The 18039-nt window shown below is 66.9% G+C and carries 14 protein-coding genes and 1 tRNA gene; 6 read left to right on the forward strand and 9 right to left on the reverse strand.

Annotated elements, in window-relative coordinates; genetic code table 11:
* Positions 1–2 precede the first annotated feature (2 nt).
* The 3 genes from AB3X10_RS16125 (at position 3) to AB3X10_RS16135 (ending at position 4336) form a co-directional block, all read left to right on the forward strand.
* Positions 3–1742, forward strand: a complete 1740-nt coding sequence (locus AB3X10_RS16125) for a peptidase M61 (RefSeq protein WP_369976303.1) — start codon at positions 3–5, stop codon at positions 1740–1742.
* Positions 1743–1856: 114 nt separating this feature from the next.
* Positions 1857–2402, forward strand: coding sequence for a hypothetical protein (locus AB3X10_RS16130; protein ID WP_369976305.1), 546 nt, complete (start codon positions 1857–1859; stop codon positions 2400–2402).
* Positions 2403–2437: 35 nt separating this feature from the next.
* On the forward strand, positions 2438–4336 hold the full coding sequence (locus AB3X10_RS16135; protein ID WP_369976307.1) for an XVIPCD domain-containing protein: 1899 nt from the start codon (positions 2438–2440) through the stop codon (positions 4334–4336).
* A gap of 138 nt (positions 4337–4474) precedes the next feature.
* On the opposite strand, the gene AB3X10_RS16140 is transcribed toward AB3X10_RS16135, so the two are convergent.
* The 6 genes from AB3X10_RS16140 to murJ form a co-directional block, all read right to left on the reverse strand.
* Positions 4475–4550: transfer RNA gene (locus tag AB3X10_RS16140), tRNA-Thr, on the reverse strand.
* Between the two features lie 35 nt (positions 4551–4585).
* Positions 4586–5536, reverse strand: a complete 951-nt coding sequence (gene ispH / locus AB3X10_RS16145; protein ID WP_369976309.1) for a 4-hydroxy-3-methylbut-2-enyl diphosphate reductase — start codon at positions 5534–5536, stop codon at positions 4586–4588.
* Between the two features lie 7 nt (positions 5537–5543).
* Entirely contained in the window at positions 5544–6047 is a 504-nt protein-coding gene (lspA, locus tag AB3X10_RS16150) for a signal peptidase II (RefSeq protein WP_369976312.1), read from the reverse strand.
* Between the two features lie 109 nt (positions 6048–6156).
* On the reverse strand, positions 6157–8988 hold the full coding sequence (gene ileS, locus AB3X10_RS16155; protein ID WP_369976314.1) for an isoleucine--tRNA ligase: 2832 nt from the start codon (positions 8986–8988) through the stop codon (positions 6157–6159).
* 6 nt (positions 8989–8994) lie between these two features.
* Positions 8995–10017 carry a bifunctional riboflavin kinase/FAD synthetase gene (locus AB3X10_RS16160; RefSeq protein WP_369976316.1) on the reverse strand — a complete coding sequence of 341 codons (1023 nt, stop codon included), beginning with the start codon at positions 10015–10017 and terminating at the stop codon, positions 8995–8997.
* 290 nt (positions 10018–10307) lie between these two features.
* On the reverse strand, positions 10308–11900 hold the full coding sequence (gene murJ / locus AB3X10_RS16165; protein WP_369981868.1) for a murein biosynthesis integral membrane protein MurJ: 1593 nt from the start codon (positions 11898–11900) through the stop codon (positions 10308–10310).
* A gap of 116 nt (positions 11901–12016) precedes the next feature.
* Here murJ and rpsT point away from each other — a divergent pair, with 116 nt between their 5' ends.
* A complete protein-coding gene (rpsT, locus tag AB3X10_RS16170; RefSeq protein ID WP_003469619.1) occupies positions 12017–12289 on the forward strand; it encodes a 30S ribosomal protein S20 in 273 nt (90 codons plus the stop codon).
* 124 nt (positions 12290–12413) lie between these two features.
* On the opposite strand, the gene cgtA is transcribed toward rpsT, so the two are convergent.
* The 3 genes from cgtA to rplU all read right to left on the reverse strand — a co-directional run bounded on the left by cgtA (position 12414) and on the right by rplU (position 14315).
* Positions 12414–13484: an Obg family GTPase CgtA gene (cgtA, locus tag AB3X10_RS16175; protein ID WP_369976319.1), complete on the reverse strand. Its 1071-nt coding sequence runs from the start codon at positions 13482–13484 to the stop codon at positions 12414–12416.
* Positions 13485–13706: 222 nt separating this feature from the next.
* Positions 13707–13982, reverse strand: a complete 276-nt coding sequence (gene rpmA / locus AB3X10_RS16180; RefSeq protein ID WP_369976321.1) for a 50S ribosomal protein L27 — start codon at positions 13980–13982, stop codon at positions 13707–13709.
* A gap of 12 nt (positions 13983–13994) precedes the next feature.
* A complete protein-coding gene (rplU, locus tag AB3X10_RS16185; protein ID WP_145701260.1) occupies positions 13995–14315 on the reverse strand; it encodes a 50S ribosomal protein L21 in 321 nt (106 codons plus the stop codon).
* Between the two features lie 294 nt (positions 14316–14609).
* Between rplU and uvrA the strand changes: the two genes are divergently transcribed.
* Together uvrA and AB3X10_RS16195 are read left to right on the forward strand one after the other, a co-directional pair.
* Positions 14610–17573, forward strand: coding sequence for an excinuclease ABC subunit UvrA (gene uvrA / locus AB3X10_RS16190; RefSeq protein WP_369976323.1), 2964 nt, complete (start codon positions 14610–14612; stop codon positions 17571–17573).
* Positions 17570–18001, forward strand: a complete 432-nt coding sequence (locus tag AB3X10_RS16195; protein WP_369976324.1) for an acyl-CoA thioesterase — start codon at positions 17570–17572, stop codon at positions 17999–18001. The genes uvrA and AB3X10_RS16195 overlap by 4 nt, the downstream gene beginning before the upstream one ends.
* The last annotated feature ends 38 nt before the right edge of the window (positions 18002–18039 follow it).

The following is an 18039-nucleotide window of genomic DNA, read 5'->3' on the forward strand; positions in this document are numbered from 1 at the left end:
CGATGAAGATGCCACGCCAACGCTGCCTGTTACTCGCCCTCGCCGCGGCCGCGTCTCCGGCCCTGGCCGCGACCGAGGCGCCGTACGCGATCACCATCCATGCGCAGGCGGACGCCGCTGGCAGCAGGATCGAGGCACTGCTGGTGGACGAAGCCATCCCGCTGCCGGCCACGCCGGCCGGCACCACCGTGCTGGCGATGCCGCACGTGACCAGCAACGTGCCCACCATCGCCGCCAGCGTCGGCGAACTGGCCGCGCGCGACGATCAAGGCGCCGTGCAGTTGCGCTATCGCGACCAGGGCGAAGGCCCGGCCCGGCAGCGCGAGTGGTATGCCGACCGCGCTGTCGCCGGCACCCTGCGTTTCTCCTATCGCGCGGCGATGACCGAAGCGCTGGCCGCGCGCGGCGCCGCGCCACCCATTGAACTGCGCAGCGAGGAAGGCGCCTTCTCCGGCGCTGGCGCCACCTTCCTGCTGCATCCGACCAGCGGCCGGCACGACATCGAGCTGCACTGGGACCTGTCCGCACTGGGCGCCGGCGCGCATGCCGTGAGCAGCCTGCAGGACCGCAACGCCCGCGACGTCGGCATGGAAGCGCTGGACAGCAGCTACTTCATGGCCGGCAAGATCGGCCTTTACCCGCAGTCGCCCGACGCCACCGGCTTCTTCTCCGCCTGGCAGGGCAACACCCCGTTCGACGCGCAAAAACTGCTGGCGTGGACCCAACAACTGCGTCAGCACTACCAGGCCTTCTTCGCCGCGCCGGCCACGCCCTACGGCGTGTTCCTGCGCCGCAACCGGGTCAACCCCGGCGGCGGCATGGGCATGTACAACTCCTTCATCGTCACCTACGACGACGACCGCGGCAACGATCCGGAACAGCTGGAGCTGACCCTCGCCCACGAGATGTTCCACACCTTCCAGCCGCACATGAGTTCGCAGTACGACGGCGAGACGCTTGCCGATTCCTGGTTCAACGAAGGCACTGCGGTGTTCTACCAGGCGCGCCTGCCATTCCGCTACGGCATGATCGACGCCGATGCGTTCCTGAAGGACCTCAACTTCACTGCCGCCCGCTATTACACCAACCTCCTCGGCAACGCCCCCAACAGCGAAGTGTCCACGAAGTTCTGGCAGGACACCCGCATCCGCACCCTACCCTACGATCGCGGCTTCCTGTATTTCGTCACGGTGGACGACGCGATGCGCAAAGCGAGCGGCGGCCGCAAATCGCTGGACGACCTGATCCTGGCGATGCTGCACCGCCGGCAAGGCGACAAGCCGCTCGGCATCGCCGACTGGGAAGCGCTGCTGCGCGACAACCTCGGCGAGGACGCGGTCCGCCAACTGCACGCCATGCTCGACGGCGCCGCACCGCTGCCCGCCAGCGACGCTTTCGGCCCTTGCTTCGAACGCATCTCCCAGTCCATGCGCCGCTACGAACTCGGCTTCGCCCCCGCGGTGCTGACCGAATCCCCGCGCATCGTCCGCGACCTGATCCCCGGCTCGGCCGCCGCAAAAGCCGGCGTCCGTAACGGCGATGAAATCACCCGCCCGGTCGGCCAGGATCAGTTGCAGGGGGAGCAGGAGGGCATCCTCACTTTGCAGTTCCTGCGCGAGGGTAAGCCGTTGACGGTGTCGTACAAACCGCGTGGGGAGACCGTGGCGACATGGCAGTGGAAGCGCAAGCCCGGCGACGCGGACACCAATTGCTCGCTGCCCGCCACCACGCACGCGGAGTAGCCGACAGAGACGTTCTCTGACGTCAAAGTAGGAAAATCCCTAGCCTGCAGAAGTAGGACCAGAATCCATCTTTGGCTAGACTGATACCCATCTGATAGGTATCAGGAGAACCGCATGGCCTATGGGAATCATCGGACAGGCAGCCCCGCTCGTTTTCTCGTGGGTACGCTCCTGGCTTTGTGCGTCGGCATGGCCGCCTGCGCTTCTAGCCAGCCATTAAAGGCAGCAAAGGCTGATTTCAACGGCGTCTGGTCGGTCAAATTGTGCGACGAAGCAAACCCGCAATTGCAATGCGGTAGCTTCGACCTGTATCTCACCCAGAATGGCGACAGGATCTGCGGAGACCACTTCGTTGCCACTCCAGGACTATCTCGGCTTGATGAAAGTGATCCTGGAACCGTGATAGGCACATTCAATGGAAAAAACGCGGTCCTTTTGATCAAGAGCACAAGAAACAACGCTTGGTACTTGGCGAATGGTGAAATTTCCGGAACGGACCTTGTATGGCGCCGCGTGGGCATGGTGGTGGCCGGACTGGATGACGAGCCGCCGATCATTCCAAAGGAAAGCACACTATCCCAAACAACCGCGCCCGAATACATCAAGCATCTTAAAGAACTTGAATCAGCCCCGTGCCAGTGGGCAGACCAGCAGGGCTGAAATCACCGGCCCAAGGCGAGCGAAGGAGGCGTTAAATGCCAATCGACTATAGAGAGCGCACGGAAGACCAGTATCGCCAGCGGGCCAGCGTGATGATCCAGAACTTCGAGGGATACCGTGCCGCGCCTTACGACGCTCGCGACGATATGGCCACTATAGGGTATGGGTACACTTTCAATAGGGAAAACAATGTCGAACTATGGGACAGGGCTGGCGTACAACTGTCTCAAGCCGAGCGCCAGCAGCTAGCTGCTATCGACAGAGCGCCTGCGGGGCAGAGAACTGCTTTGGGACTTGCATTCAACGTACAAATTACACGCGATGAAGCCCGCAGCTTGCTGGAAAACGCCAGCATATCCAGGTACGAAGGTCATGCCACGAGCCTGAACATGCCATTCTCAGATGAGCGGGCTGTTGTCGTGTCGCTTACATACAATCGTGGTGCCGGACGCATGGCGACCCATATGCAAGGGTTCAATGATGCGATCAGAGATGGCGACCGCGCGGAGGCATGGTATCAATTACGTTACAACAGCCGAGGAACCAACCCTGATCCAGAAGTACAGCTTGGATTGCGCGCTCGTCGCAACATGGAATCGCAGATTTTCGGCCTCTACAATGATCCGCTAAACGTAACACCTGACGAGGCTCGCAACGTCTATAGGATGTTCCAGCTCCACCGCGACGATATTTTGGAGAACGAACGCAATTGGGGGGTTGACCTAGACGGCAACCAAGCGCAAACAAGTGCCATCGTGCAGGCCAATAACAACTACCCAGATTTGACACAGGAGTATGGGCAAGTTCAGACACTGTCCTCCGCTCTGGAACCAGCTAGGAACAGACTTCTGGAAGAGCTCAGGACCGAGAACCCTGAACTGGCTGACCGGCTGCAGAATGAAAATTTCACAACTACCGCGATCTATCTTGACCCCGGAAGGGAGCTTCGTACCGGCAACAACCTTCGCCAGGACCAGCGTAATAACACCACGCAAGATGTTGATGAGAACCATGCCACCACCATTGATTCCAGAAGGATGAGCGGCAATGCCGAGGTCGAAAGCAACGACTTGCTGATTGGCGGCGGCGGCAACGACACCCTGCGCTCCCACCTCGGTAACGACATCCTGATCGGCGGAAAGGGCCGCGACCGAATGGAAGGCGGAGAAGGCCGTGACACCTACGTGATCGGGGCCGGTGATACGGTGATGGACAGCGACGGCATGGGTGAAGTGCGCTGGGGCGGGCAGCAACTGACGGGCGGCAGGCACTCGGACTCCGATCCCGCCAATACCTACCGCAGCGAAGATGGGCGCTTCATCTACACTCTCGAAAACAACAACCTCTCGGTCACCGACACCTTGGCCACCGATCAGGCGCTGCGAGAACCGGCGGTGATCGAGAATTTCCAGAGCGGCCAGCTGGGGATCACGCTGAGCGGAGCTGGCGGCGGCGACGCACGCTCTCAGGCGGCTCCGCAAAAGGAGGGAGGGCTCACCCCTTCCGGCCCAAGGCCCGAAGATGCCGCGATGGTGGAGCAATTGCGCTCATCTGTCGCCGGACTCGATGAAAAGGCCAACAAGCCTTGGGACGAACGCAGTGAACAAATGGTCGCCAGCGCATACAGGATGGCAGTGGAGGCAGGGTTCAAACCCGATGACAAAGTGGCGGTCGCATTGAACTTGCCTACAGCAACGCAATCGGCTGGCGAGACCATGTTCGTAATGCGTTCCGGTCCTGGCGCATCTCCCGATCCTTACGCCAACCGTGCTCAAATGCCGACGAGCGAGGCGCTGGCAGCATCGCAGGAGCAACAATACCTGGCCGCCAATCAGGCTCGGGATATGCAGGAGCAGACGCGTTCGCAAGAACTCGCGCAAACACATGATCGTGGTCTGGACGATCCAAGCAAGAGCGGACCGAAGATGTCGTAAACGGACCTCGGCAATGCGAAAAATGTGGGCAGAGCTCAACAACGGCCCCAACTCGCTCCCGACTCGTCAATTCTTGAAACCAACCGCACAACGCCCAAACAAAAAACCCCGACCAAGGCCGGGGCTTTTCGCTGCATCTGGTGCCGGAAATAGGAATCGAACCTACGACCTACGCATTACGAATGCGCCGCTCTACCAACTGAGCTATTCCGGCTGAACCGCCAATTCTAGGGGGGTGCCGGCCGCCGGTCAATTGACCAGGCGCAGGCGCAGTTCCTTGGGCAGGGCGAACACCATCGACTCCGGCTCGCCGGCCAGTTCGCCGACGCCGTCGGCGCCCAGCTCGCGCAGCCGCGCGATGACCCCGTCCACCAGCACCTGCGGCGCCGAGGCGCCCGCGGTCAGGCCGATGCGGCGCTTGCCGGCGACCCAGGCCGGGTCGATCTCGTCGGCGCCGTCGATCAGGTAGGACTCCACCCCGTCGCGCCGCGCCAGCTCGCTGAGCCGGTTGGAATTGGAGCTGTTCGGCGAGCCGACCACCAGCACCAAGTCGCACTGCCTGGCCAGGTCGCGCACCGCGTCCTGGCGGTTCTGGGTGGCGTAGCAGATGTCGTCGTTCTTCGGCCCCTGCATCGCCGGGTAGCGCGCGCGCAGCGCGTCGATGATGCCGCGGGTGTCGTCCACCGACAGCGTGGTCTGGGTGGTGTAGGCCAGGTTCTCCGGCTGCTGGATGTCCAGCGTGGCGACCTGGTCGATGTCCTCGACCAGGTAGATGCGCCCGGCGCCGCGTTCGCGGTTCCACTGGCCCATCGTGCCCTCCACTTCCGGGTGGCCGGCATGGCCGATCAGCACCACGTCGCGGCCGGCGCGGCAGTGCCGGGCCACCTCGAAATGGACCTTGGTGACCAGCGGGCAGGTCGCGTCGAACACCTTCAGCCCGCGCCGCTCGGCCTCCTGGCGCACCGCCTGGGACACGCCATGGGCGCTGAAGATGACCGTGTTGCCGTCGGGCACCTCGTCCAGTTCCTCGACGAAGATCGCGCCGCGCTGCTTCAGGTCGTCGACCACGAAGCGGTTGTGCACCACCTCGTGGCGCACGTAGATCGGCGCGCCCAGGGTCTCGATGGCGCGCTTGACGATCTCGATCGCACGGTCGACGCCGGCGCAGAAACCACGGGGATTGGCGAGCAGGACGTCCATTGCCCAATTATCCCGCTTTTCGCTTCGACTTGCCGTCGAACACGCCGAACAGGGCGATGCCCACGGCGCCGGCGACGATCGCCGAGTCGGCGATGTTGAACGAGGGCCAGTAGTGGTCGCCCACGTACCACTGGATGAAATCCACCACGTGGCCGTGCATCAGCCGGTCGATGACGTTGCCGATCGCGCCGCCGATGACCAGGGCATAAGGCATCGCGCTGCGCCAGTCGCCGCGCGGGGTGCGCGCCAGCCACCAGGCCAGCAGGCCGCTGATGCCCACCGCCAGCGCGGTGAAGAACCACAGCTGCCAGCCGCCAGCCCGGCTCAGGAAGCTGAACGCAGCGCCGGTGTTGTAGGTGCGATACCAGTTCCAGAAACCGGGGATCACTGGCACCGCGGTGAACTCGGGCAGGCTGGACAGCACCCAGGCCTTGCTCCACTGGTCCAGGCCGATCACCAGCGCGGACAGCAGCAGCCAGATCAGGGCGGAGGGTTTGGGTCGTACGGTCATGCGCGGGGTCCGCCTCGGGCGAAGAATGGATGCAACGGGAATCTGCGCGGGGAAGGCGGCGGCGACGCCGAACGCGTCGCCGCCGCGGTCCCCATCGCGCAGGAACGGATCAGAACCAGTGGCGCTCCTCGCCCGGTCCTTCGACGTTGCCGACGCAGCGGCCGCACAGTTCCGGGTGCGCCGGATCCACGCCCACGTCGGCGCGGTGGTGCCAGCAGCGCACGCACTTGTGCTTGGCGGTGGCCTGGGCGCTGACGAAGATCTCGTCGGTACTGGCCTCGCGCACCACCACGTCGCCGCTGATGAACAGGAAGCGCAGTTCCTCCTGCAGCGGCTGCAGCTTGGCCGCGGTAGCCGCGTCGGCGGCAACGGTGATCTCCGCCTCCAGCGCCGCGCCGATCACGCCGTTGCCGCGCATCGGCTCCAGCACCTTGGCCACCTGCTCGCGCAGCGCCAGCAGCTGCTCGAAATCGGCCGCGCTCAGCGCCGCGTCCTCCGGCAGCGGCGCCAGGCCTTCGTACCAGGTCGCGAACAGCACGTTGCCCACGTGCGCGCCGGGCAGGTAGCCCCACAGTTCGTCGGCGGTGAAGCTCAGGATCGGCGCGATCCAGCGCACGAACGCCTCGGCGACATGGAACATCGCGGTCTGCGCCGAACGCCGGCCGTGCGAGTCCTCCGGCATCGTGTACAGCCGGTCCTTGGTCACGTCCAGGTACAGCGAGCCCAGGTCCACGCTGCAGAAGTTCAGCAGCGCCTGCACGATCGCGGCGAAGTCGTAGCGCGCGTAGGCGGCCTTGATCTGCTCCTGCACCTCGTAGGCGCGATGCACGATCCAGCGGTCCAGCGCCACCAGCTCCGGCAAGGTGCGCAGGTGCGCGGCCGGATTGAAGCCGTGCAGGTTGCCGAGCAGGAAGCGCGCGGTGTTGCGCAGGCGCCGGTAGGCGTCGGAATTGCGCTTGAGGATCTCCTGCGACAGCGACATCTCGTTGCTGTAGTCGCTGGAGGCGATCCACAGGCGCAGGATGTCCGCGCCCAGCGTCTTCATGATGTCCTGCGGCTCGATGCCGTTGCCCAGCGACTTGGACATCTTGCGGCCGTGCTCGTCCACGGTGAAGCCGTGGGTCAGGCACTGCCGGTACGGCGCCGCCTGGTCCAACGCCACGCCGGTCAGCAGCGAGGACTGGAACCAGCCGCGGTGCTGGTCCGAGCCTTCCAGGTACAGGTCGGCCGGCTTGGGGATGCCGCGTTCGGCCAGCACCGCCTCGTGGGTCACGCCCGAATCGAACCACACGTCGAGGATGTCGGTGATCTTGTCGTAGTCGGCGGCCTCCTCGCCGAGCAGGTCGGCGGCGTCGAGCGTGTACCACACGTCCACCCCGCCCTCCTCGACGCGGTCGGCGACCTGGCGCATCAGCTCGGTGCTGCGCGGATGCGGCTCGCCGGTCTCGCGGTGCACGAACAGCGCGATCGGCACGCCCCAGGTGCGCTGCCGCGAGATGGTCCAGTCCGGGCGCCCGGCGACCATGCCGGCGATGCGCGCCTGGCCCCAGGACGGATACCAGTGCACGCCCTCGATCGCCTGCAGCGCGTCGGCGCGCAGGTTGGCCTGCTCCATCGAGATGAACCACTGCGGGGTGGCGCGGAACGCGATCGGGGTCTTGTGCCGCCAGCAGTGCGGATAGCTGTGCACCATGCTCGCGTGCGCCAGCAGCGCGCCGCGCGCGGCCAGTACCTCGGCGATGGTGTCGTTGGCCTTCCAGATGTGCAGCCCGGCCAGCGCCACGCCATCGGCCGGCGGGGTCGAGGGCAGGTACACGCCGCGGCCGTCGATCGGGTTGATCTGCGCGGCGCTGTAGCGCTCGATCAGGCCGTACTGCCTGGCCGCCACGTAGTCTTCCTGGCCGTGCCCGGGCGCGGTGTGCACCGCGCCGGTGCCGTCCTCGTCGGAGACGTGAGCGCCGAGGATCAGCGGGATGTCGCGCTCGTCGTAGAACGGATGCGCCAGCAGCTGGTTTTCCAGCGCCGCGCCGGCGACGCGGCCGTGCACCACGACCTCGGTCACGCCGTAGCGCTGCAGCGCGCGCTCGGCCAGCGCATCGGCCAGCACCAGCCAGCGGCGGCGGCCGTCGTGCGCCGGGCCTTCGACCAGCGCGTAGACCAGGTCCGGCCCCAGCGACACCGCCAGCGAGGCCGGCAGCGTCCACGGCGTGGTGGTCCAGATCGGCACCGCGACCTCGACATCCTCCGGCAGCGCGACGCCGAACGCGGCCGCCAGCGCCGCACCGTCGCGCGCGGTGTAGGCCACGTCCACGGTCGGCGACTGCTTGTCGGCGTACTCGATCTCCGCCTCGGCCAGCGCCGAGCCGCAATCGAAGCACCAGTGCACCGGCTTCACGCCGCGGGTCAGGTGGCCGTTGTCGACGATCCTGGCCAGCGCGCGCATCTCGTTGGCCTCGAAATGGAAGTCCAGCGTGCGATACGGGTTGTCCCAGTCGCCGATCACGCCCAGGCGCTTGAAGTCGCGGCGCTGGATGTCGATCTGCTCGTTGGCGTATTCGCGGCACTTCTGCCGGAACTGCGCCGCGTCCAGCTTGACCCCGACCTTGCCGTACTTCTTCTCGATCGCGATCTCGATCGGCAGGCCATGGCAGTCCCAGCCCGGGATGTACGGCGCATCGAAGCCGGCCAGGTACTTGGACTTGACGATGATGTCCTTGAGGATCTTGTTGACCGCATGGCCGAGGTGGATCGCGCCGTTGGCGTACGGAGGGCCGTCGTGCAGCACGAACAGCGGCCGGCCCTGGGCGTTGTCGCGCAGTTGCGCGTACAGGCCCTCGCCTTCCCAGCGGGCCAGCGTGTCCGGCTCGCGCTTGGGCAGATCGCCGCGCATCGGGAAGTCCGTCGCCGGCAGATTGAGGGTGGCTTTGTAGTCCTGGGTCACGGGGATTTACCGGTTGTCTTCATTGGAGAGTCCGCGCGCAGGCGCGGGCTGGTGCGCACGGCTCGCGCCGTCGGCGTCGGCGTGCGCCAGCGCGGGTTCCTGCGCCGACGCGAGCAGGCGCCGCGCCAGTGCGGCGTCGCGGTGCATCTGGGCGGTCAGCGCCGCCAGATCGGAAAACTTTTCCTCGTCGCGCAGCTTGGCGACGAATTCCACGGCGATGTGGCGCCCGTACAGGTCGCCCTGGAAATCGAACAGGTGCGCTTCCAGCAGCGGCTCCACGCCCTGCACCGTCGGCCGCGTGCCGAAGCTGGACACCGACGGCCACGGCCGCTCGCCCACCCCGTGCACCCAGGTGGCGTAGATACCCGACAGCGCCGGGGTGCGGTTGAAGCGCAGGTTCGCGGTGGGATAGCCGAGGGTGCGGCCGAGCTGCTTGCCGCGCACCACCCGGCCGTCGATCGCGTACGGGCGGCCCAGCAGTTCGGCGGCATGCGCGAACTCGCCGGCCACCAGCAGTTCGCGGATGCGGGTGCTGGAGATGCGTTCCTCGCGCAGGTGCACCGGCTCGATCTCGCCGGCGGCGAAACCCAGTTGCGCGCCCATCTCGCGCAGCAGCGCGATGTCGCCGCCGCGCTTGTGGCCGAAGCGGAACGCCGGGCCGATCCACACCTCGCGCGCCTGCAGCCGATCGACCAGGGTGCGGCGCACGAAGTCCTGCGCGCTCATCGACGACAGGCGCAGGTCGAAGCGCAGCAGGCCCACGCTGTCCGCGCCGAGCTGCTGCAGGCCTTCGACCTTGGCCCGCGCCAGGGTCAGCCGCGGCGGCGGCGCCGACGGCGCGAAGAACTCGCGCGGCAGCGGCTCGAAGCTCAAGGCCACCGCCGGCACGCCCAGCGCGCGGGCACGCGCCAGCGCATGGCGCACCAGCGCACGGTGGCCCAGATGCAGGCCATCGAAGGCGCCGATGCAGACCACGCTTCCCTGCGGGAACAAAGTCCCGCCCTCGACGTCTCTAAACAGCCTGCTCATTCCTCGGTCCGAAGCGCCGGCGCGCGTGCGCCGGCCGATGATGCGTAACCGTCGAGTATAGCTTGGGTGGTGCGGGACTCGGGACTTGGCTGGGTAACACGGGACTGGGGACTGGGGACTCGGGACCCGTAAAAGCAGGAGCCGACCGCGCCAGCACCTCTTGCGGATGATCCAACGGACTACGGCGCCGACTCACCGACCGATGAGACCCGTCCCGAGTCCCGAGTCCCGAGTCCCGAGTCCCGAGTCCCGAGTCCCGAGTCCCGAGTCCCGAGTCCCGAGTCCGGCCCCTAATGCTCCCTCAGATCCCGCGGCCGGAACCCCAGTGCCAGCAACGCCAGCAGGTACACCGCGCCGCCGCCGCCGACCAGCGCCAGCAGGCTGCCGATGCGGTGCCACTTGTCCATCGTGGTGAAGCCCGGCAGCCAGTGCAGGCCCAGCGCCAGCACCGCGGCCATCGCCGTGCAGGCCACGCCCAGCCGCAGCAGGTAGCCGGCCCAGCCCGGCCGTGGCCGGTACACCTCGGCCCGGCGCAGCCAGCGCCACAGCAGCGACAGGTTGATGTAGCTGGCCACCGCGCTGGCCAGGCCCAGCGCCAGGTGCAGGCCCGGCACCGCCGCCAGCGCCGCGCGCACGCCCTGCGCGCGCAGCTCGGCCGGCACCCACAGCTGGTACAGGATCGCCAGGAACAGCAGGTTCAGCACCATGTTCGCGACCAGCGCGACCACGCCGGCGCGCACCGGGGTACGCGTGTCCTGGCGCGAGTAGAACGCCGGCAGCAGCACCTTCAGCAGCGCGAACGCGGGCAGGCCGAAGCTCAGCCCGAACACCGACATCGCCGCCATGCGCGTGTCGAACGCGGTGAACTTGCCGTACTGGAACAGCGTGGCCACCAGCGGCTGGCTCAGCAGCATCAGCCCCAGCATCGCCGGCACCGCGATCAGCAGCGTGGTGCGCAGGCCCCAGTCCAGCGCATTGGAGAATCCGGCGTGGTCGGTCTTGACGTGGTGCCGCGACAGCGCCGGCAGGATCACCGTGCCCAGCGCCACGCCGAACACGCCCAGCGGCAGCTCCAGGAAGCGGTCGGCCTGCGACAGCCAGCTCTGCGAGCCGGCGAACAGGAACGAGGCGATCACCGTGTCCAGCAGCAGGTTGATCTGCGCGATCGAGGAGCCGAACAGGGTCGGCACCATCAGCGTCAGCACGCGGCGCACGTCCGGGTGCTGCCAGCCCCAGCGCGGCAGGGTCAGCAGGTCGATGCCGCGCAGCGCCGGCAGCTGGAACAGCAACTGCAGCGCGCCGGCCACCAGCACCGCCCAGCCCATCGCCAGGATCGGCACCTCCAGCTTCGGCGCCAGCCACAGCGCGCCTGCGATCATGCACAGGTTGAGGATCACCGGGGTCAGCGCCGGCAGGCCGAAGCGGTGGAAACTGTTCAGGGCGCCGCCGGCCAGTGCGGTCAGCGACACGAACAGCAGGAACGGGAAGGTCAGCCGCAGCAGGTCCACGATCAGGCCGAACTTGGCCGGATCGTCGCTGGAGCCGGGATTGAACAGCAGCGCCACCTGCGGGGTGAAGATCAGCCCCAGCGCGGTGACCAGCAGCAGGATCCCGCCCAGGGTGCCGGACACCCGCGACATCAGCGCGCGCAGGTCGGCATGCGGCCGGGTCTCCTTCACCTCGGTGAACACCGGCACGAAGGCGGTGGCGAACGAGCCTTCCGCGAACAGCCGGCGCAGGAAGTTGGGAATGCGGAACGCGACCCAGAATGCATCGGTGGTGGCGTTGGCGCCGAACGAAATGGTGATAGCCTGATCGCGTACCAGCCCCAGCACGCGCGAGACCATGGTCATGCTGCTGAACGAGAGCAGCCCGCGGAGCATGCGCGGCGCGCTCATGCAGCGACCCTCTTGACAATTGGCTTGACGCAGTTGTTTAGAACCTTCATACTCTCCCGCTTGTTTTTATCCACCACACAGCTTTCCAGGAAACCACCACCGTGGCCAATATCAAGTCCGCCAAGAAGCGCGCCAAGCAGACCGTCGTGCGCAACGCGCGCAACACGGCTCAGCGTTCGATGCTGCGCACCGCCGTCAAGAAGGTCATCAAGGCCCTGGACGCCAACGACGCCGCCGGCGCCGAAGCCGCTTTCGCCGTTGCCCAGCCGATCCTCGACCGTTTCAGCTCGCGCGGCCTGATCCACAAGAACAAGGCTGCGCGCCACAAGAGCCGCCTGACCGCCCGCATCAAGGCGATCAAGACCGCCGCCTGATCGGCTGCGGTCGTTGCCGGAGGCGCCTGCGCTTCCGGCACTACGAAAAAGCCCGGCCTCGGCCGGGTTTTTCGTGTGCGTGCGATCCGCTCGCGACAACCGCGCGCCGGGCCGGCCGCCGTGCTCAGAGCGCATCGGCGGCGGGAGCATTGGCGGCCGCTTCCAGCGCATCCTCGCGCTGGCGGTCGAAGAACGCCATCACGTCCTTCATGATCGGCCAGGTGCCGTCGCGGCCCAGCGCCGAGACCAGGTACCACGGCTGGGTCCAGCCGAGATCGGCGACGACCTGCTCGGCCAACGCGCGCGCCTCGTCCTCGAACATCAGGTCGGCCTTGTTCAGCACCAGCCAGCGCGGCTTGGCCAGCAGTTCCGGGTCGTGCTTCTCCAGCTCGCGCTCGATCGCCCGCACCTGCTCGGTCGGCGACACGCCGTCCACCCCGCCTTCCATCGGCGCCAGATCCACCAGGTGCAGCAGCAGACGCGTGCGCTGCAGGTGGCGCAGGAACTGCGCGCCCAGGCCGGCGCCGTCGGCCGCGCCCTCGATCAGGCCGGGGATGTCGGCGATCACGAAGCTGCGGTAGGCCTCGACGCTGACCACGCCCAGGTTCGGATACAGCGTGGTGAACGGATAGTCGGCGACCTTCGGCGTGGCCGCGGACACGGCGCGGATGAAGGTGCTCTTGCCGGCATTGGGGAAACCGAGCAGGCCGACGTCGGCGAGCAGCTTCAGCTCCAGCTTCAGCGTGCGCTCCTCGCCCTCTTCGCCCGGCGTCGCCTTGCGCGGCGCGCGCGTCACCGAGCTCTTGAAATGCATGTTGCCCAGGCCGCCCTTGCCGCCCTGCGCGACCAGCAGGCGATCGCCATGCGCGACCAGGTCGCCGATGGTCTCGTCGGTATCGACATTGATCACCACGGTGCCGACCGGCACGGTGATGACCAGGTCTTCGCCGGCCTTGCCGTACATCTGCCGGCCCATGCCGTTCTCGCCGCGCTGCGCGCGGAACGAACGCTGGTGGCGGAAATCGACCAGGGTGTTGAGGTTCTCGTCGGCGACCAGCCACACGCTGCCGCCGTTGCCGCCGTCGCCGCCGTCCGGCCCACCGAGCGGGATGAACTTCTCGCGGCGGAAGCCGATGCAGCCGTTGCCGCCATTGCCGGCGCCGACCTGGATTTCTGCTTCGTCTACCAACTTCATAATTTGGGATTCGCGATTCGGGATTCGGGATTGGAAAAACACCGGCCACCGCAGTTTAGCGGCCCCGATAAACCGAGGTGACGGCAAGGACTTGAAGCGATCCGCCGTTGCGAATCCCCAATCCCCAATCCCGCCATCCCGGCCCTCCAACGAAAAACCCCGCCGAAGCGGGGCTTTCGTCAGCAAGCCCGCGCCGTGGCGCGGGCCCTGGAGGCGAAACGCTTACGCCTCGGCGCTGGCCGCTTCGGCGACCACGCTCACGGTGCGACGCTTCTTGGCGCCCTTCACCGAGAACTCGACCTTGCCGTCGACCAGCGCGAACAGGGTGTGGTCGCGGCCCAGGCCGACGCCGGTACCCGGGTGGAACTGGGTGCCGCGCTGACGCACGATGATGTTGCCGGCCTCGATCGCCTGGCCGCCGAACATCTTCACGCCCAGGTATTTCGGGTTGGAGTCGCGGCCGTTGCGCGAGGAACCTACGCCTTTTTTGTGTGCCATGACTGCTGCTCCTTACTTCTTGTCGCCACCGGCAATGCCGGTGATCTCGATTTCGGTGTAATGCTGCCGGTGACCCTGACGCTTCATGTGGTGCTTGCGGCGGCGGAACTTGATGATGCGCACCTTGTCGGCGCGGCCATGGGCCACGACCTTCGCGGTGACGGTGGCGCCCTTCAGCGCGTCACCGAGCTTGATGCCGTCGCTGTCGCCCAGCATCAGGATATTGTCGAACTTGATCTCGTTGCCGGCCTCGACTTCGAGCTTTTCCACGCGGAGCGTTTCGCCCTGCGCGACGCGGTATTGCTTACCGCCGGTTACCAGTACTGCGTACATGACCAGACTTCCTCTGTAGTTATTGTGGTCGCCCCTGCCGTGCCTCTTCGGGCAGACAGGAGCGGAATTGTAATGGCTTCAGCGGGTTAGGGTCAAGTCCCCAGCCCGGCGCGGATGCGGCCCCGGCACGCGGCCGCGATTGCCTGAACCGGCCAGCCGCGGCGCCCCGGCGATCCTGGCAAATCCGGCAATTGCCCCCACCTGACAAGCTGGGTACGCTGATCGATTGCCGTCCCCTCTCCGCCCCCACGCTGGCCCCGGGCTGTCGCCCGGCCGGCACAACACGGACCCCTCATGGCGATGGATTTCATCCGCATCCGCGGCGCGCGGACGCACAACCTCAAGAACCTCGACCTCGACCTGCCGCGCGACAAGCTGATCGTGATCACCGGCCTGTCCGGCTCGGGCAAGTCGTCGCTGGCGTTCGACACCATCTACGCCGAAGGCCAGCGCCGCTACGTGGAGTCGCTGTCGGCGTACGCGCGGCAGTTCCTCAGCGTGATGGAAAAGCCCGACATCGACCACATCGAAGGCCTGTCGCCGGCGATCGCGATCGAGCAGAAGTCGACCTCGCACAATCCGCGCTCCACGGTCGGCACCATCACCGAGATCTACGACTACCTGCGCCTGCTGTACGCGCGCGTCGGCCAGCCGCGCTGCCCCGACCACGGCTATCCGCTGGAGGCGCAGACGGTCAGCCAGATGGTCGACCAGATCCTGACCCTGGACCCGGAGCAGCGCTACATGCTGCTGGCGCCGGTGATCCGCGACCGCAAGGGCGAGCACGCGCAGGTGTTCGAGCAGCTGCGCGCGCAGGGCTTCGTGCGCGTGCGCGTGGACGGCGAGCTGTACGAGATCGACGCGGTGCCGGCGCTGGCGCTGCGCCAGAAGCACACCATCGAGGCGGTGATCGACCGCTTCCGCCCGCGCGAGGACATCAAGCAGCGCCTGGCCGAGAGCCTGGAGACCGCGCTGAAGCTCGGCGACGGCATGGTCTCGGTGCAGAGCCTGGACGCCGCCGACGCCGCGCCGCAGCTGTTCTCCTCCAAGTACAGCTGCCCGGTCTGCGACTACTCGCTGCCGGAGCTGGAACCGCGCCTGTTCTCGTTCAACGCGCCGATGGGCGCCTGCCCGAGCTGCGACGGCCTGGGCGTGGCCGAGTTCTTCGACCCCGAGCGCGTGGTGGTGCATCCGGAGCTGTCGCTGTCGGCCGGCGCGGTGCGCGGCTGGGACCGGCGCAACGCCTACTACTTCCAGCTGATCGCCTCGCTGGCCAAGCACTACAAGTTCGACGTGGACGCGCCGTGGCAGTCGCTGCCGGCGAGCGTGCGCCAGGCGGTGCTGTACGGCAGCGGCGACGAGACCATCACCTTCACCTACTTCACCGATGCCGGCGGCCGCACCCAGCGCAAGCACCGCTTCGAAGGCATCATCCCCAACCTGGAGCGCCGCTACCGCGAGACCGAATCGCCGGCGGTGCGCGAGGAACTGGCCAAGTACATCAGCGAGCGGCCGTGCCCGGACTGCAAGGGCGCGCGCCTGAACAAGGCCGCGCGCAACGTGTTCGTCGCCGACCGCCCGCTGCCGGACCTGGTGGTGCTGCCGATCGACGATGCGCTGCGCTTCTTCCGCCAGCTCGACCTGCCCGGCTGGCGCGGCGAGATCGCCAGCAAGATCGTCAAGGAAATTGCCGAGCGGCTCGGCTTCCTGGTCGATGTCGGCCTGGATTACCTCACCCTCGAGCGCAAGGCCGACACCCTGTCCGGCGGCGAGGCGCAGCGCATCCGCCTGGCCAGCCAGATCGGCGCCGGCCTGGTCGGGGTGATGTACGTGCTCGACGAGCCGTCGATCGGCCTGCACCAGCGCGACAACGAGCGCCTGCTCGGCACCCTCACCCGGCTGCGCGACCTGGGCAACACGGTGATCGTGGTCGAGCACGACGAGGACGCGATCCGCCTGGCCGACTACGTGCTGGACATCGGTCCCGGCGCCGGCGTGCACGGCGGCGAGATCGTCGGCCAGGGCACGGTGCAGGACCTGCTGAAGGCGCCGCGTTCGCTGACCGGCCAGTACCTGTCGGGCAAGCGCCGCATCGAGATCCCGGCCAAGCGGCACAAGGCCAACCCGAAGATGACCCTGCACCTGCGCGGGGCCACCGGCAACAACCTCAAGGGCGTGGACCTGGACATCCCGGCCGGGCTGCTGACCTGCGTCACCGGCGTGTCCGGCTCGGGCAAGTCGACGCTGATCAACGACACCTTGTTCACCCTGGCCGCCAACGAGATCAACGGCGCCTCGCATGCGGTGGCGCCGTACCGCGAGATCGAGCACCTGGACCTGTTCGACAAGGTGGTGGACATCGACCAGTCGCCGATCGGCCGCACCCCGCGCTCCAACCCGGCCACCTACACCGGCCTGTTCACGCCGCTGCGCGAGCTGTTCGCGCAGGTGCCCGAATCGCGGGCGCGCGGCTATTCGCCGGGCCGTTTCAGCTTCAACGTGCGCGGCGGCCGCTGCGAGGCCTGCCAGGGCGACGGCCTGATCAAGGTCGAGATGCACTTCCTGCCCGACGTGTACGTGCCCTGCGACGTGTGCCACGGCAAGCGCTACAACCGCGAGACGCTGGAGATCCTGTACAAGGGCTTCAACATCAACGACGTGCTGCAGATGACCGTCGAGGATGCGCTGAAGCTGTTCGAGCCGGTGCCGACCATCGCGCGCAAGCTGGAGACGCTGGTCGACGTGGGCCTGAGCTACATCAAGCTGGGGCAGAGCGCGACCACCCTGTCCGGCGGCGAAGCGCAACGCGTGAAGCTGTCCAAGGAACTGTCGCGGCGCGACACCGGCCGCACCCTGTACATCCTCGACGAGCCGACCACCGGCCTGCACTTCCACGACATCGAGGCGCTGCTGGGCGTGCTGCACAAGCTGCGCGACGAAGGCAACACCGTGGTCGTGATCGAGCACAACCTGGACGTGATCAAGACCGCGGACTGGGTGGTGGACCTGGGGCCGGAGGGCGGCCATCGCGGCGGCACCATCCTCGCCACCGGCACCCCGGAGGACATCGCCGCGCATCCGGATTCCTACACCGGCCAGTTCCTGGCCAAGCTGCTGCCCGCCGGCACCGTGGCCAAGCCGACCAAGCCGGCGGCGATGGCCAACAAGCCCGACGCGCTGCCGCCGCGCAAGAGCAAACCCGAGAAGGTCGCCAAGAAGGCGGCCAAGAAGACCACGACCAAGAAGGCCGCACGATGAGCGCATCCCCCGCCGATTCCTCCTCCACCTCGCACAAGCCGCTGGCGCGCGTGCCGATCAGCGTGCGCTGGCGCGACATGGACAGCATGGGCCACGTCAACAACGCCAAGTACATTTCCTACCTGGAAGAGGCGCGCGTGCGCTGGCTGCTGCAGGTGGAAGGCTTCTCGATGCGCAACCGCATCGCCCCGGTGGTGGCGGCGACCAACGTCAACTACCGGCGCCCGATCGTGTGGCCGAACGACATCGTGGTGGAACTGTTCGTCGAGCGCATGGGCAGCAGCAGCATCACCGTCGGCCATCGCATCGTCGACCAGAAGGACGACAGCGTGCTGCACTCCGACGGCAACGTGGTGGTGGTGTGGATCGACACGCAGACCGGCAAGAGCGCGCCGCTGCCGGACGAGATCCGCGCGGCCTGCAGCTGATTGAGAAGCCGGGATTGGGGATTCGGGATTGGGGATTG

The sequence above is a fragment of the Xanthomonas sp. DAR 80977 genome (genome assembly GCF_041240605.1).
GTDB lineage: Bacteria > Pseudomonadota > Gammaproteobacteria > Xanthomonadales > Xanthomonadaceae > Xanthomonas_A > Xanthomonas_A bundabergensis.